This window comes from Pseudomonas sp. E141, from assembly GCF_052659885.1.
In genome coordinates this window covers 3,525,009-3,539,807 of the sequence record NZ_CP084024.1, presented here as the reverse complement: position 1 = coordinate 3,539,807, position 14,799 = coordinate 3,525,009, and the positions used below count along the sequence as shown (strand labels likewise).

Sequence of the window (14,799 nt, the reverse complement as noted above, 5' to 3'; positions counted from 1 at the left end):
AGCAAACGTGGATAAAGTCATCGTTATCACCGGTGGCGGCCGCGGGATCGGGGCGGCCACGGCGCTGTTGGCTGCCGACCTGGGCTATCGGATCTGCATCAATTACCAGTCTGATGAAGGCGCCGCGCAGGATGTGCTCGGACAGGTCCGGGCCAAGGGCGCCCAGGCGATTGCCGTGCGGGCGGATGTCAGCATCGAAGACGAAGTGGTCGCGCTGTTCGATCGTGTGGACGCTGAGTTGGGTCGCGTCACCGCTTTGGTGAACAACGCCGGCACGGTCGCTCACAAGTCCCGACTCGACGAAATGTCCGAGTTCCGCATTCTCAAGATCATGAAGACCAACGTGCTGGGGCCAATCCTCTGCGCCAAGCACGCGGTGTTGCGCATGTCGCCCAGGCATGGCGGGCAAGGTGGCAGTATTGTGAACGTCTCCTCGGTGGCCGCCCGCCTGGGCGCGCCGGGCGAGTATGTCGACTACGCGGCCTCCAAAGGCGCGCTGGACACGTTCACCATTGGCCTGTCCAAGGAAGTCGCTGGAGAAGGTATCCGCGTCAATGCGGTTCGCCCAGGTTATATCTACACCGATTTTCATGCCCTCAGCGGCGACCCGGACCGGGTCAGCAAGCTGGAGTCGGCAATCCCCATGGCCCGTGGCGGCCGTCCCGATGAAGTGGCTGAAGCGATTATCTGGTTGCTGTCGGACAAGGCTTCGTATGCGACCGGGACGTTTGTGGATTTGGGGGGCGGGCGCTGAGCTTTGAAATATCAGTTGTCTGTTCTGCCGCCATCGCGAGCAGGCTCGCTCCCACATGAGATCTGCTGAGTAGCTGAGAGATTCGTCTCGCCGCAAACCCACTGTGGGAGGGAGCCTGCTCGCGATGGGGCAATAACAGACAACCCCATATCAAAACGACCGAATAATCCGCCCCAACGTCTCCATGGCTTTCTCCGACACTTCGGTCCACGGGCTGCCGTAGTTCAAACGGATGCAATTGCCGAAACGCCGGGTCGGTGAAAAGATCGGCCCAGGAGCGATGCTGATGCCTTGGGCCAAGGCCATCTGGAACAGTTTCAGCGAGTCCATCTGCTCTGGCAGTTCCAGCCACAGGAAATACCCGCCCGCCGGCTGACTGACGCGGGTCTGTGCGGGGAAGTAGCGGGCGATGGCGGCGAGCATGGCGCTTTGCTGTTCTTCCAGGGCGTAGCGCAGTTTGCGCAGATGACGATCATAACCACCGTGTTGCAGGTAATCGGCGATGGCCGCCTGGGCCGGCATCGAGGCGCACAGTGACGTCATGAGTTTGAGCCGTTCGATCTTCTGTGCGTAACGCCCGGCGGCGACCCAGCCGATGCGATAGCCCGGCGCCAGGCTCTTGGCGAACGAACCGCAATGCATCACCAGCCCTTCGGTGTCGAACGCCTTGGCCGGCTTAGGTGCCTGCTGGCCGTAATAGAGTTCTGCGTACACGTCGTCCTCGATCAGCGGCACCTGATGACGGCGTAGCAACTCCACCAACGCCTGTTTTCTTTCCTCGGGCATGGTCGCGCCCATGGGGTTCTGGAAACTGGTCATGCACCAGCATGCTTTGATCGGGTGGCGCTCCAGCGTCTGCTCTAATACATCCAGATCGATGCCGTCGCGTGGGTGCACCGGAATTTCCACTGCCTTGAGCTTGAGCCGCTCCAGCACTTGCAGGCTGGCGTAGAACGCCGGCGCCTCGATGGCCACCAGGTCGCCGGGCTCGGTGACGGCTTGCAGGCACAGGTTCAAGGCTTCCAGGGCGCCATTGGTGACCAGCAGTTCTTCCATGGGCAGCATCAGCCCGCCGACCATGTAGCGCAGGGCGATCTGTCGGCGCAATTGCGGATTGCCCGGTGACATGTCCGTGACCACCATTCGGGGGTCCATATCCCGCGTTGCGCTGGACAGCGAGCGGGACAGTCGTTGCAGGGGAAACAGGGTCGGGCTGGGGAACGCCGAACCGAACGGTACGGTGGCTGGATCCTTGATCGAGTCCAACACCGAAAACACCAGCTCGCTGACGTCGACTTCGGTGCTGTCGTGCACCTGGGTGCTGATCACCGGCTCGGCGAACGGATTCGGTGTATGGGCGTTGACGAAGTAGCCGGAGCGCGGACGAGCCCGGATCAGGCCACGACGCTCCAGCAGGTAGTAGGCCTGGAACACCGTGGACGGGCTGACGCCGTAGGTCTGGCTGGCATAACGCACCGATGGCACACGCTGCCCTGGGCCCAGCACGCCGGAGCGGATCAGCTCAGCAATGTCGTCGGCGAATTTCTCGTAGCGTTTCATAGCGGGCTCAGCCTTGAGTGACACAGGGTTTGGGCTTTTTAAACGGTGGGAGCGGTCTTGTGGGAGCAAAGCTTGCTCGCGACGCAGGCGACACGGATATCAATAGTAAGGTCGCGTCATCGTTCTTCGCGAGCAAGCTTTGCTCCCACAAGCTCGCTCCCACAGGTGCCGGGCATCTTAAGCCTCAACGATTTATCGGCGCCACAAAGCGGCTCGTGGCCTCACTGAAAGTCCCAGGCTCGTCACTGTCGGCCACCTTGAAGACCATTTCCCGGGAGCCGCTACGGGGCCGTTCGCTGAGCATTGCCACCGACACCGGTACGTCGAGGATCTCCCCCGGCGCCAGGCTCAGTTGCGTTTTGCCCTGCAGGACAAAACCTTCGGCGTCCGCCAGGGACAGCTGATAATCCTGGCGCTGCTGGGTCTTGTTGATGATTTTCAGGCTGTAGATGTTCTCGATCTGGCCCAGGCTGTTTTCGCGGAACAGCCCACGGTCCTTGGTCACGTCCAGCGACACCATGGGGCGTTCTGCCAGCGCCACGGCCAAGGCCCCGATCATCACCAGCAGCACGGCGGTATAGCCAATCAACCGCGGTCGCAGCAGGCGAGTCCGGCCACCTTGCAACTGATGTTCAGAGGTGTACTTGATCAGGCCACGGGCATAACCCATCTTGTCCATGATCGAATCGCAGGCATCGATGCAGGCGGCGCACCCGATGCACTCCATTTGCAGGCCGTCGCGAATGTCGATGCCGGTGGGACAGACCTGCACGCACATCTGGCAATCGATGCAATCGCCCAAACCCACATTGGCCGGGTTCACTTCGCGCTTGCGCGGGCCCCGGATTTCGCCACGTGCGGTGTCATAGGAAATGGTCAGGGTGTCTTTATCGAACATCACGCTCTGAAACCGTGCATAGGGGCACATGTGCATGCACACCGCTTCACGCAGCCAGCCGGCGTTGAGGTAGGTGGCGCCGGTAAAGAACAGCACCCAGAACAGACTGACACCGGCCATTTGCAGGGTCAGAAGTTCTTCGGCCAGCGGGCGGATCGGCGTGAAATAACCGACAAAGGTCAAGCCGGTGAGCAGGCTGATTGCCAGCCACAACGTATGTTTGGCTGAGCGACGCAGCAGCTTGTTCAAGGTCCAGGGCGCCGCCTGCAGCTTGATCCGCTGGTGCCGTTCGCCTTCGGTGATTTTCTCGCACCACATGAAAATCCAGGTCCAGGAACTCTGCGGGCAGGTGTAGCCGCACCACACCCGACCGGCAAATACGGTGATCGCGAACAGGCCGAAGGCGGCGATGATCAGCAGTGCCGACAGCAGGATGAAATCCTGGGGCCAGAAGGTCGCGCCAAAAATGTGGAATTTGCTTTCGGCGAGGTCCCAGAGCACCGCCTGGCGGTCGCCCCAGTTCAGCCACACCGTACCGAAAAACAGCAGGAACAGAAGCCCTGCACCGCTGATGCGCAAGGTGCGGAACAAACCGGTGAAGCTGCGGGTGTGGATCAGGTTATCGGTGGTCCGGGCCTTTATCTTCGTCGGCGCGGGTTCGAAGTGCTGTATCAACTGGACGGGGATTCTTTCGCTCATGGTCGGTCGCTCCTCAGCCTGTAACTGGCCGGCGCACTATGACCATCGAACTGTTTTCATAACAGACTCAGGTATATCGATAAAAACCGGATCAGATGCCGTGAGGCCCTTGCCCTGCGACACTTTGATGCATCCAGATCAGGCGAACAGATCTCGTTGGCGAAGACCGCCGTGGGAGCAAGGCTTGCTCCCACGCAGCCTCTCTGCACAGAGGACGATTTTCTCTTCAATCAAAGGGACAAAGGGATTCAGATCACCGAATCGCTATCAGTCGCCTTGAGGTTCTTACGCCCATCGACCGCCCCGGCCACGGTCAGGGCATCGGCTTGCGCCTCGGTGATGTACACCCGGCCGCCGTTGAGATCCACCGCCGACATGGCTTTTTCCGCATCAGTGATAACGGTCAACTCGTTGGCGGGCCGCTGTTCGTTGAACTCTTCGGTGTCGAAGGTGCAGATTTGGTTGCTATCGATATTGAAACTCATGGTTAGGTTTCCTTCTGGATGTCCTGAACGTTAGGCGTCGGCCCGCAGCCGCGGTTCGTTGCGTCTGATCAGCGGTCGAGCGCACCTCTGGCCTGGCTTGCGGTCCATCGTTTATCGACCGGAAAGAGGACCGTTCATGGACGCCTGGTGGCATGAAGTCTGGATAACCCTGCAATCGGAATTCGCCGATATCACCGATGCGCAGCAGATGACGCGGGTAACCGTACGCCTGCTGATGGCTGCGTTGTTGGGCGGCATCCTGGGTTTTGAGCGTGAACACAAGGGCAAGGCCGCCGGGGTCCGGACCCATATGCTGGTGGCCTTGGGGGCGGCGCTGTTTGTGCTGGTGCCGCAGATGTCCGGCTCCGAGGCTGACGCCATGAGCCGTGTGGTGCAGGGTGTTATCGCCGGCATCGGTTTCCTGGGCGCGGGCACTATCCTCAAGGGCAACGATAGTGACGAAAGCCATGTAAAAGGCCTGACCACCGCCGCCGGCCTGTGGATGACCGCCGCCATCGGTGTCGCCGCCGGGCTGGGGCGCGAGTCCACGGCAGTGCTCAGTACGGTATTGGCGCTGGCGATCTTCAGCGTAATGCCGCTGATTGTCCGGGCGCTGGAGAAGGAGGAAAAGCCGTGACCGCGATCTCCAGCCAGAACACATAATCCTGTGTGGAGCGAGCAAGCCCGCTCCCACAGGTTTTTTGTTATCCACTAGGCTGTTGGTTCAAACCCGCTCCGGCGCCTCGCTCGGCGGGTCGCCCAGAGGAGGCTGGGGATCAAGCGGCGGGTCTTTTTCCGGGATCGGTTCCGGCTCGGGGCCGGGTGGCGGCAGGGTGGGGTCGTCAATGTTGGGGTCGGGTGTTTCAGCCGGGATGGGAATATTCATCAGGACGGGTCTCCGTGACGCACATGGCTTGAGTCGTGCTTAACCTTGTTGACCACCCTGCGCCTGGTTTGATCCCGCTGCCATCGGGGCAAATCACTCTGAACTTTTAACCGTCGGTTCGGTTCGGAGTTTAAGTGAGTTTTTTCAGGGATCCATCCTTTCAAGGACTACTGGGCCTTTACCGCCACAACGTCCATGGGGCGTAAAAGGAGCGATGCTCGATGACTGCTGAACAACACCCGACTGACCTGTCGTACAACCCGCATTTGCCATTGTCCCAGGCCCTGTTACTGCCGCGTATTGCCATTGAAAGCACCATGCCGGTCATCGAAGGCGGGCAATTCGCCGCCAAGGCCGTGGCCGGGCAGGACGTGACGGTGACCAGCAAAGTCTTCGCCGACGGTCATGACAAATTAGCCGTGCATATCCTTTGGCGCGCGCTGAAGGATGAGTCGTGGAACAGCGCGGTCATGACCGAGCTGGGCAATAACGGCTGGCTAGGCCAGTTCAATGTGCCCGAGCAGGGCTTCTATGTGTTCCGCATCGAGGCCTGGATCGACCAGTTCGCCAGTTTCCGCTACGAGCTGGAGAAAAAATTCGCGGCCGGCGTGCCCATCAGCCTGGAATTGCAGGAAGGACGCAATCAGGTGCAGATGGCGGCCGAGCGCAGCGAAGGTGAGCTGAGGGAGCAATTGACCGCGTTGCACCATGAGCTTTCCGGCCTGTTGCCAGCTGAGCAGGTGGCATTGTTCCTGGCACCCCGCAGTGCCGGTCTCATGTCCCAGGCCGATCATCGCCCCTATTTGAGTATCAGCCCGCAATACCCTCTGGACGTCGAACGCAAGTTGGCCGAGTTCGCCAGTTGGTACGAGCTTTTTCCCCGCTCGATCACCGATGATCCCAAGCGTCATGGCACCTTCAATGACGTGCATTCGCGTCTGGCGGTGATCCAGGACATGGGGTTCGATGTGCTGTACTTCCCGCCGATCCACCCCATCGGTCGCAGCTTTCGCAAGGGCCCGAACAACTCCCTCACCGCCGGTCCCGACGATCCGGGCAGCCCTTATGCCATCGGGAGCGAGGAGGGCGGTCACGAAGCGATTCACCCGCAGTTGGGCTCGCGCGAGGATTTTCGGCGTCTGGTGGCCGCGGCGGCCGACCATGGCCTGGAGATCGCGTTGGACTTTGCTATCCAGTGTTCCCAGGACCACCCGTGGCTCAAGCAGCATCCGGGCTGGTTCAGCTGGCGGCCGGACGGCACGATCAAATATGCGGAAAACCCGCCGAAGAAATACCAGGACATCGTCAACGTCGATTTCTACGCCGCGGATGCGATTCCCAGCCTGTGGCTGGAGCTGCGGGACGTGGTGGTGGGGTGGGTCAATGAGGGCGTGAAGATCTTCCGTGTCGACAATCCCCACACCAAGCCGTTGCCGTTCTGGCAGTGGTTGATTGCCGATGTGCGGGCCCAGCACCCTGAAGTGATGTTCCTCGCCGAAGCCTTCACCACGCCGGCCATGATGGCGCGCCTGGGCAAGGTCGGTTATTCCCAGAGCTACACCTATTTCACCTGGCGCAATACCAAGACCGAACTGGCGACGTATTTCACCGAGCTCAACGAATCTCCGTTACGCGAGTGCTACCGGCCGAACTTTTTCGTCAACACGCCGGACATCAACCCGGCGTTTCTCCATGAGTCGGGGCGCGCCGGGTTTCTGATCCGCGCGGCCCTGGCGACCATGGGCTCGGGCCTGTGGGGCATGTACTCGGGGTTTGAATTGTGCGAATCGGCGCCAGTGCCGGGCAAGGAGGAATACCTCGACTCGGAGAAGTATGAGATCCGCCCCCGGGACTTCACCGCGCCGGGCAACATCATTGCCGAAATCGCCCAGCTCAACCGCATCCGCCGGCAAAACCCGGCGCTGCATACGCACTTGGGCCTGACGATCTACAACGCCTGGAACGACAACATCCTGTACTTCGGCAAACGCACCGCCGATGGCAGCAATTTCATTCTGGTGGCAGTGAGTCTCGACCCGCATACCCCGCAGGAAGCCAATTTCGAGTTGCCGCTGTGGGAAATGGGGCTGCCGGACGATGCCCAGACCCAAGGCGAGGATTTGATGAGCGGGCATCGTTGGACGTGGTATGGCAAGTACCAGTTCATGCGTATCGACCCGGCCTACCAACCGTTCGGGATATGGCGGATCAGCGTGGCGTAAGGCTGTGGGAGCAAGGCTTGCCCGCGATGAAGTTGACGCGCTCTTCAGGGGAATCGAGGCGCCTGTATCGCGAGCAAGCTTTGCTCCCACAAAGTGAGGATAAATCCCCTCGCCACAAAAAGGCCCCACGACACAAAAAGACCTTACAAGCCTGTTTCAGCGGCTTTACAGAATTTCTCAGGAGTTGCAAATGGCGAAGAAACCCCGGTCTGCCACCTTTATCAAAGACCCGCTCTGGTACAAGGACGCGGTGATTTATCAGGTCCACGTCAAATCCTATTTCGATTCCAATAACGACGGGATCGGTGACTTTCCCGGACTGATCGAAAAGCTCGACTACATCGCCGATCTGGGCGTCAACACGATCTGGCTGCTGCCGTTCTATCCTTCGCCCAGGCGCGATGATGGCTACGACATCGCCGAGTACCGAGGTGTCAGCCCCGACTACGGCACCATGGCCGATGCGCGGCGTTTCATCGCCGAAGCCCACAAGCGTAATCTGCGGGTGATCACCGAGCTGGTCATCAACCACACCTCCGACCAGCATCCATGGTTCCAGCGCGCGCGCAAAGCCAAGCCGGGTTCGAAGGCGCGGGATTTTTACGTCTGGTCCGACGACGACCACAAGTACGATGGCACGCGGATCATTTTTCTCGACACCGAGAAATCCAACTGGACCTGGGATCCGGTAGCCGGCCAATACTTCTGGCACCGTTTCTATTCCCACCAGCCGGACCTCAACTTTGATAACCCCCAAGTGATCAAAGCCGTACTGTCGGTGATGCGCTACTGGCTGGACATGGGCATCGACGGCCTGCGCCTGGACGCGATCCCGTACCTGATCGAGCGCGACGGCACCAACAACGAGAACCTGCCCGAGACCCACGACGTCCTCAAGCAGATCCGCGCCGAGATCGATGCCAATTACCCCGACCGTATGCTGTTGGCCGAGGCCAACCAGTGGCCGGAAGACACCCAGCTGTACTTCGGCGATGTCGACGCCCAGGGTTTGAACGGTGACGAATGCCACATGGCATTCCACTTCCCGCTGATGCCGCGCATGTACATGGCGCTGGCCCAGGAAGACCGCTTCCCCATCACCGACATTCTCCGCCAGACCCCGGAAATTCCGGCCAATTGCCAGTGGGCGATTTTCCTGCGCAACCACGATGAGTTGACCCTGGAGATGGTCACCGACAAGGAGCGCGACTACCTGTGGAATTACTACGCGGCCGACCGTCGGGCGCGGATCAACCTGGGGATTCGTCGACGTCTGGCGCCGCTGATGGAGCGCGACCGCCGCCGTGTCGAGTTGCTCAACAGCCTGCTGCTGTCGATGCCCGGCACGCCGACCTTGTACTACGGCGATGAAATCGGCATGGGCGACAACATCTACCTGGGCGACCGCGACGGCGTGCGCACGCCGATGCAGTGGTCGATCGACCGCAACGGCGGTTTCTCCCGCGCCGACCCGGCCAGCCTGGTGCTGCCGCCAATCATGGACCCGCAATACGGCTACCAGTCGGTCAACGTCGAGACCCAGGCCGGCGACCCTCATTCATTGCTGAACTGGACCCGGCGGATGCTGGCGGTGCGCAAGCAGTCCAAGGCCTTTGGCCGTGGCACGCTGAAGATGCTGTCACCGAGCAACCGCCGGATCCTGGCTTATACCCGCGAATACACCGGCCCGGATGGCAAGCACGAAATCATCCTGTGCGTGGCCAACGTGTCCCGTAGCGCCCAGGCCGCCGAACTGGACCTGTCGGCCTATGCCGGGATGGTCCCGGTGGAAATGCTGGGGGGCAATGCCTTCCCGCCCATCGGCCAGCTAAATTTCCTGCTGACCCTGCCGCCGTACGGCTTCTACTGGTTTGCCCTGGCAACAGAAAACCAGATGCCAAGCTGGCATGTGGAGCCGGCCCAGAGCCTGCCGGACTTCACCACCCTGGTGCTGAAGAAACGCCTGGAAGAACTGCTTGAAGCACCGTCGCGCACCACGCTGGAGCAAACCATCCTGCCGAGCTGGCTGCAGAACCGTCGCTGGTTTGCCGGCAAAGACAGCGCGATCGAGAAGGTCAATATTGTCTATGGCGTGCGTTTCGGCGATCCACAGCACCCGGTGCTGCTCAGCGAAATCGACGTCACCAGCGCTGGCCAGACACTGCGTTACCAACTGCCCTTCGGTCTGCTGGCCGAAGACCAGGTGGGCGCGGCGTTGCCGCAGCAATTGGCACTGTCTCGGGTTCGCCGGGTCCGTCAGGTCGGTTTGATCACCGATGCGTTCAGCCTGGAAAGTTTCGTGCGGGCGGTTCTGCAAAGCATGCAGGCCAATACGGTGCTGCCTTGCAGCGAGGGCGAGTTGCGGTTTGAACCCACCGAAGGCCTGGCCCCATTGAACTTGGGAGACGAGCCGGAGGTGCGTTACCTGTCCGCCGAGCAGTCCAACAGTTCGGTGGTGGTGGGCGGCAGTCTGGTGCTCAAACTGATCCGCAAAGTGGCGTCGGGCGTACACCCGGAGCTGGAAATGAGTGCCTACCTGACAGCCGCAGGTTTCAGCAATATTTCGCCGCTGCTCGGTTCGGTGATTCGCCGTGACACCGAGGGCGAAGATGCGCTGCTGATGATCGCCCAAGGCTACCTGAGCAATCAGGGCGACGCCTGGGAATGGACCCAGAACAACCTCGAACGCGCCCTGCGTGATGAGCTGGCCGATGCCGTGTCCGAGCAGGAACAGCACTACAACGCCTTGGGCGAACTCAAGGACTTCGCCGGCATGCTCGGCCAGCGCCTGGGGGAAATGCACGAGGTACTGGCTCAGGCCACCGATAACCCGGACTTCGCGCCCCAGGCCACCAACGCCAAGGAGGCCCAGGCCATCGGCAAGGATGTGGCCGCGCAGGTTGAGAACGCCTTGCGCCTGCTCAAGCAGAACCAGGGCCAATTGAACCCGGCGGACCAGGCCTTGGTCGCCCGCTTGCTGGAACACAAGAAGACCGTTCTGGCGCACATCCAGGAACTGGCCGGCAAGGCTGTCGGTGGCTTGCGCATCCGCGTCCACGGCGACCTGCACCTGGGGCAGGTACTGGTGATCAAGGGCGACGCCTACCTGATCGACTTCGAGGGCGAGCCGGCACGACCACTGCATGAGCGCCGCGGCAAGCATAGCCCGTACAAGGACGTCAGCGGCGTGCTGCGCTCCTTCGATTACGCAGCCGCCATGGCGATCCACCTGAACACCGTCGACAGCACCGCCGACGCCGACGCGGCGCGGCAACGGGTGGCTGATCGTTATTTGAAAGAGGCCCGTCAGGCATTTGTTGAGGCATATCGGCTGGCGGCAGCTAGTCTTGCCCATGAGTGGAAGGATGCTGAAGGCGAAGACGCCGCACTGGCGTTGTTCGGCCTGGAGAAGGCGGCCTATGAAGTGGCCTATGAAGCCGAGAATCGCCCCGCCTGGCTGCCCGTGCCATTGCACGGTCTGTACGGGTTATTGAGCGGGCTGAAACCCTTTTCCGACTTAGCCGGACCGATTTAGTGGAGAGAATCATGAGTGTCTCGAACAAAGAACCACAGGGGCAGGCCAAAGAGTCGTTGCTGCCGTCCCCCCATGACATCGACGCGCTGGTGCGCGCAGAACATCAGGACCCGTTTTCCATCCTTGGTCCCCACGGCGATGGTGCCGGCGGGCAGTTCATCCGGGCGTACCTGCCCGGCGCCTTGAGCGTGCAAGTGTTGGCCCGCGAAGGCGACGAAGTCCTGGGCGATTTGCAGCTCAGCGAAACCCCGGGGCTGTTTGTCGGCCATTTCGACCGCGCCCAACCCTACCTGTTGCGCACCCGCTGGGCCGGCGGTGAGCAGGTGGCCGAAGACCCCTACAGCTTCGGGCCACTGCTGGGGGAAATGGACCTATATCTGTTTGCCGAAGGCAATCATCGCGACCTCAGTTCCTGTCTGGGGGCGCAGTTGACCACTGTCGATGGCGTCGACGGCGTGCGCTTTGCCGTATGGGCACCGAATGCGCGACGAGTCTCGGTGGTGGGCGATTTCAACGTCTGGGACGGGCGCCGGCATCCAATGCGCATCCGTTATCCGTCCGGGGTATGGGAGTTGTTCATCCCGCGGCTTGGCGCGGGCGAGGGTTACAAATATGAAATCCTCGGCGCCCACGGCATTTTGCCGCTCAAGGCTGACCCGGTGGCGCTGGCCACTCAAATGCCGCCGGATACCGCTTCCAAGGTCGCCGCGCCGCTGAAAATCGAGTGGCAGGATGGGCAATGGATGCAAGATCGTCGCGAGCGGCAGTTGCCTGGCGCACCGCTGTCGATCTACGAATTGCACGCCGGCTCCTGGCAGTGCGAAATCGACGAGGCGGGAGAAGTTGCCCGGCAATACACCTGGCACGAAATGGCCGAACGGCTGATTCCGTACGTCAAGGACCTGGGGTTCACCCACATCGAGCTGATGCCGATCATGGAGCATCCGTTCGGGGGGTCCTGGGGTTACCAGCCGCTTTCACAGTTTGCCCCGACGGCGCGTTTCGGCTCGCCGGACGATTTCGCGGCGTTCGTCAATGCCTGTCACCAGGCCGACATCGGCGTGATTCTCGATTGGGTGCCGGCGCATTTCCCCACCGATACCCACGGTCTGGCCCAGTTCGACGGCACCGCGCTGTACGAATACGGCAACCCGCTGGAAGGCTTTCACCAGGATTGGGACACCCTGATCTACAACCTGGGACGCACCGAAGTCCATGGTTTCATGCTCGCTTCGGCGCTGCATTGGCTGAAGCACTTCCACATCGACGGCCTGCGTGTGGATGCCGTCGCCTCGATGTTGTATCGCGACTATTCACGCAAGGCCGGCGAATGGGTGCCCAATCGCCACGGTGGACGGGAGAACCTGGAAGCCATCGACTTCCTGCGGCACCTCAATGACGTGGTGGCGCTGGAAACCCCCGGTGCGTTGGTTATCGCCGAAGAGTCCACCGCCTGGCCCGGCGTCAGTCAGAGCACGCAACAGGGCGGCCTGGGTTTCGCCTATAAGTGGAACATGGGCTGGATGCACGATTCGCTGCATTACATCCAGCAGGACCCGGTGTACCGCGCCCACCATCACAACGAACTGAGTTTCGGCCTGATGTACGCGTGGTCCGAGCGCTTTGTCCTGCCTATTTCCCATGACGAAGTGGTGCATGGCAAACGCTCGCTGATCGACAAGATGCCGGGCGATCGCTGGCAGAAATTCGCCAACTTGCGGGCCTATCTGAGTTTCATGTGGGGCCATCCCGGCAAGAAGCTTCTGTTCATGGGCTGCGAGTTCGGCCAATGGCGCGAGTGGAACCACGACCAGCAGCTGGACTGGTACCTGTTGCAATACCCGGAGCACCGTGGGGTGCAGAAGCTGGTGAGCGACCTGAACCGTCTCTATCGCGAAGAGCCGGCGCTGCACGATCAGGACGACGCGCCCCAGGGTTTCCAGTGGCTGATTGGTGACGATGCGGTCAACAGCGTCTACGCCTGGTTGCGTTGGAGCAAGGAAGGCCGACCGGTGTTGGTGGTTGCCAACTTCACGCCTGTGCCGCGCGCGGCATACCGCATCGGCGTGCCGTTTGCCGGGCGCTGGGTGGAATTGCTCAACAGTGACGCCGACACCTATGCCGGTTCCAACTACGGCAACAGCGGCGGTGCCTTCACCGAAGAAGTGCCCAGCCATGGCCAGGCGCTGTCGCTGGAACTCAACTTGCCGCCATTGGCGGTGTTGATTCTGCGGCCGGAGGGTTAGGAGCAGCTCCTATCATGCACTAACCCTGTGGGAGCGAGCCTGCTCGCGATGCGGTTGCGATGTTGGATGTGCCGCCTTCATCGCGAGCAGGCTCGCTCCCACCTGGATAGGTGCTCGGCCAGAAGGTTCGTTCAGCGCACCAGGCACGGCTGCTTGTTGTTGAACGTCCAGCCCGGAATCAGATACTGCATTGCGACCGCATCATTACGTGCGCCAAGCCCCATCCCTTTGTACAGTTCATGAGCCTTGGCCAATTGGTCGGTGTCCAGCTCGATCCCCAGTCCCGGTTTTTTTGGCACCTGTACGCAGCCACCCTGGATCTGCAACGGAGCCTTGGTCAGCCGCTGGCCATCCTGCCAGATCCAGTGCGTGTCGATCGCCGTGATGTCACCCGGTGCGGCCGCCGCTACGTGGGTGAACATCGCCAGGGAAATGTCGAAGTGGTTGTTGGAGTGCGAGCCCCAGGTCAGACCCCATTCGTTGCACATCTGCGCCACTCGAACCGAACCTTGCATGGTCCAGAAGTGTGGGTCGGCCAGGGGAATGTCCACCGACTGCAAGGTGATGGCATGGCCCATTTCGCGCCAATCGGTGGCGATCATGTTAGTGGCGGTTTTAAGACCGGTGGCGCGGCGGAACTCGGCCATCACCTCACGGCCCGAATAACCGTTCTCGGCACCACAAGGATCTTCGGCGTATGCCAGGACCTTGTGCTGGTCCCGGCAGAGGCGGATGGCCTCCTTGAGTGACCAGGCGCCGTTCGGGTCCAGGGTGATACGTGCCTGAGGGAAGCGTTCGGCCAGGGCGGTGACGGCTTCGATTTCTTCGTCGCCCTTGAGCACGCCGCCCTTGAGCTTGAAGTCCTGGAAGCCGTAACGCGAATGAGCGGCTTCGGCCAGGCGCACCACGGCGTCGGCGTCCAGGGCTTTTTCGTGGCGTACGCGGAACCAGTCGTTGTCGGCGTCCGGCTCGCTGCGGTAGGGCAGGTCAGTTTGCTGGCGATCACCCACATAAAACAGATAACCGAGCATTTTCACTTCATCACGCTGCTGGCCTTCGCCGAGCAGGGCGGCTACCGGTACATCCAGGTGCTGGCCCAGCAGGTCCAGCAACGCCGCTTCCAGGCCGGTGACCGCGTGAATGGTGATGCGCAGGTCGAACGTCTGCAAGCCACGACCACCGGCATCCCGGTCGGCGAAGGCTTGGCGTACGGTGTTGAGAATCTTCTGATAGGTGCCGATGGGGCTGCCGACCACCAGCGAGCGGGCGTCTTCGAGGGTCTGGCGAATGCGCTCGCCGCCGGGCACTTCGCCCACGCCGGTGTGGCCGGCGTTGTCTTTGAGAATGACGATGTTGCGGGTAAAGAACGGGCCATGGGCGCCACTGAGATTCAGCAGCATGCCGTCATGACCGGCCACCGGCACGACCTGCATGCTGGTGATGATGGGGGCTTTGGTGGCTTCTTGGGTCTGCATGTTTTTCCCACTCGTTGTTTTTATGCGGGGCATCGCAGG

Annotated in this window: 10 protein-coding genes; 5 read left to right on the top strand and 5 right to left on the bottom strand. The window is 61.2% G+C overall.

Annotated features, from left to right (window positions below):
* The first annotated feature begins 7 nt into the window (after positions 1 to 7).
* On the top strand, positions 8 to 754 hold the full coding sequence (locus GKKCFE_RS15715; protein ID WP_076384007.1) for an SDR family oxidoreductase: 747 nt from the start codon (positions 8 to 10) through the stop codon (positions 752 to 754).
* Between the two features lie 150 nt (positions 755 to 904).
* On the opposite strand, the gene mapR is transcribed toward GKKCFE_RS15715, so the two are convergent.
* The 3 genes from mapR to GKKCFE_RS15700 all read right to left on the bottom strand — a co-directional run bounded on the left by mapR (position 905) and on the right by GKKCFE_RS15700 (position 4,396).
* The gene (gene mapR / locus GKKCFE_RS15710) at positions 905 to 2,314 is read right to left on the bottom strand and encodes a GntR family transcriptional regulator MpaR (protein ID WP_047227769.1); all 1,410 of its coding nucleotides are present in this window, start codon (positions 2,312 to 2,314) and stop codon (positions 905 to 907) included.
* Positions 2,315 to 2,498: 184 nt separating this feature from the next.
* Positions 2,499 to 3,911, bottom strand: coding sequence for a cytochrome c oxidase accessory protein CcoG (gene ccoG, locus GKKCFE_RS15705; protein ID WP_047227770.1), 1,413 nt, complete (start codon positions 3,909 to 3,911; stop codon positions 2,499 to 2,501).
* A 248-nt stretch (positions 3,912 to 4,159) separates the two neighbouring features.
* Complete coding sequence (locus tag GKKCFE_RS15700; RefSeq protein WP_076384009.1) at positions 4,160 to 4,396, bottom strand: DUF3203 family protein; 237 nt, start codon at positions 4,394 to 4,396, stop codon at positions 4,160 to 4,162.
* Positions 4,397 to 4,532: 136 nt separating this feature from the next.
* Between GKKCFE_RS15700 and GKKCFE_RS15695 the strand changes: the two genes are divergently transcribed.
* Positions 4,533 to 5,033, top strand: a complete 501-nt coding sequence (locus GKKCFE_RS15695; protein WP_076384010.1) for an MgtC/SapB family protein — start codon at positions 4,533 to 4,535, stop codon at positions 5,031 to 5,033.
* A gap of 87 nt (positions 5,034 to 5,120) precedes the next feature.
* On the opposite strand, the gene GKKCFE_RS15690 is transcribed toward GKKCFE_RS15695, so the two are convergent.
* On the bottom strand, positions 5,121 to 5,282 hold the full coding sequence (locus tag GKKCFE_RS15690; protein ID WP_172833790.1) for a hypothetical protein: 162 nt from the start codon (positions 5,280 to 5,282) through the stop codon (positions 5,121 to 5,123).
* Positions 5,283 to 5,503: 221 nt separating this feature from the next.
* Between GKKCFE_RS15690 and GKKCFE_RS15685 the strand changes: the two genes are divergently transcribed.
* From GKKCFE_RS15685 to glgB, 3 genes are all read left to right on the top strand, one after another.
* Positions 5,504 to 7,504: an alpha-1,4-glucan--maltose-1-phosphate maltosyltransferase gene (locus tag GKKCFE_RS15685; RefSeq protein WP_076384011.1), complete on the top strand. Its 2,001-nt coding sequence runs from the start codon at positions 5,504 to 5,506 to the stop codon at positions 7,502 to 7,504.
* A 190-nt stretch (positions 7,505 to 7,694) separates the two neighbouring features.
* Positions 7,695 to 11,039, top strand: a complete 3,345-nt coding sequence (gene treS, locus GKKCFE_RS15680) for a maltose alpha-D-glucosyltransferase (RefSeq protein WP_107322631.1) — start codon at positions 7,695 to 7,697, stop codon at positions 11,037 to 11,039.
* A gap of 11 nt (positions 11,040 to 11,050) precedes the next feature.
* Positions 11,051 to 13,285 carry a 1,4-alpha-glucan branching protein GlgB gene (gene glgB, locus GKKCFE_RS15675; protein ID WP_047227775.1) on the top strand — a complete coding sequence of 745 codons (2,235 nt, stop codon included), beginning with the start codon at positions 11,051 to 11,053 and terminating at the stop codon, positions 13,283 to 13,285.
* Positions 13,286 to 13,416: 131 nt separating this feature from the next.
* Here glgB and gudD read toward each other — a convergent pair whose 3' ends face one another.
* Positions 13,417 to 14,760: a glucarate dehydratase gene (gene gudD / locus GKKCFE_RS15670; RefSeq protein ID WP_139049631.1), complete on the bottom strand. Its 1,344-nt coding sequence runs from the start codon at positions 14,758 to 14,760 to the stop codon at positions 13,417 to 13,419.
* Between the last annotated feature and the right edge of the window lie 39 nt (positions 14,761 to 14,799).

Coding starts and splice junctions, on each gene's coding strand:
- mapR (WP_047227769.1), bottom strand. CDS start 2,314: ATGAAACGCTACGAGAAATTCGCCGACGACATTGCTGAGCTGATCCGC.
- GKKCFE_RS15685 (WP_076384011.1), top strand. CDS start 5,504: ATGACTGCTGAACAACACCCGACTGACCTGTCGTACAACCCGCATTTG.
- gudD (WP_139049631.1), bottom strand. CDS start 14,760: ATGCAGACCCAAGAAGCCACCAAAGCCCCCATCATCACCAGCATGCAG.
- glgB (WP_047227775.1), top strand. CDS start 11,051: ATGAGTGTCTCGAACAAAGAACCACAGGGGCAGGCCAAAGAGTCGTTG.
- GKKCFE_RS15690 (WP_172833790.1), bottom strand. CDS start 5,282: ATGAATATTCCCATCCCGGCTGAAACACCCGACCCCAACATTGACGAC.
- GKKCFE_RS15700 (WP_076384009.1), bottom strand. CDS start 4,396: ATGAGTTTCAATATCGATAGCAACCAAATCTGCACCTTCGACACCGAA.
- ccoG (WP_047227770.1), bottom strand. CDS start 3,911: ATGAGCGAAAGAATCCCCGTCCAGTTGATACAGCACTTCGAACCCGCG.
- treS (WP_107322631.1), top strand. CDS start 7,695: ATGGCGAAGAAACCCCGGTCTGCCACCTTTATCAAAGACCCGCTCTGG.
- GKKCFE_RS15695 (WP_076384010.1), top strand. CDS start 4,533: ATGGACGCCTGGTGGCATGAAGTCTGGATAACCCTGCAATCGGAATTC.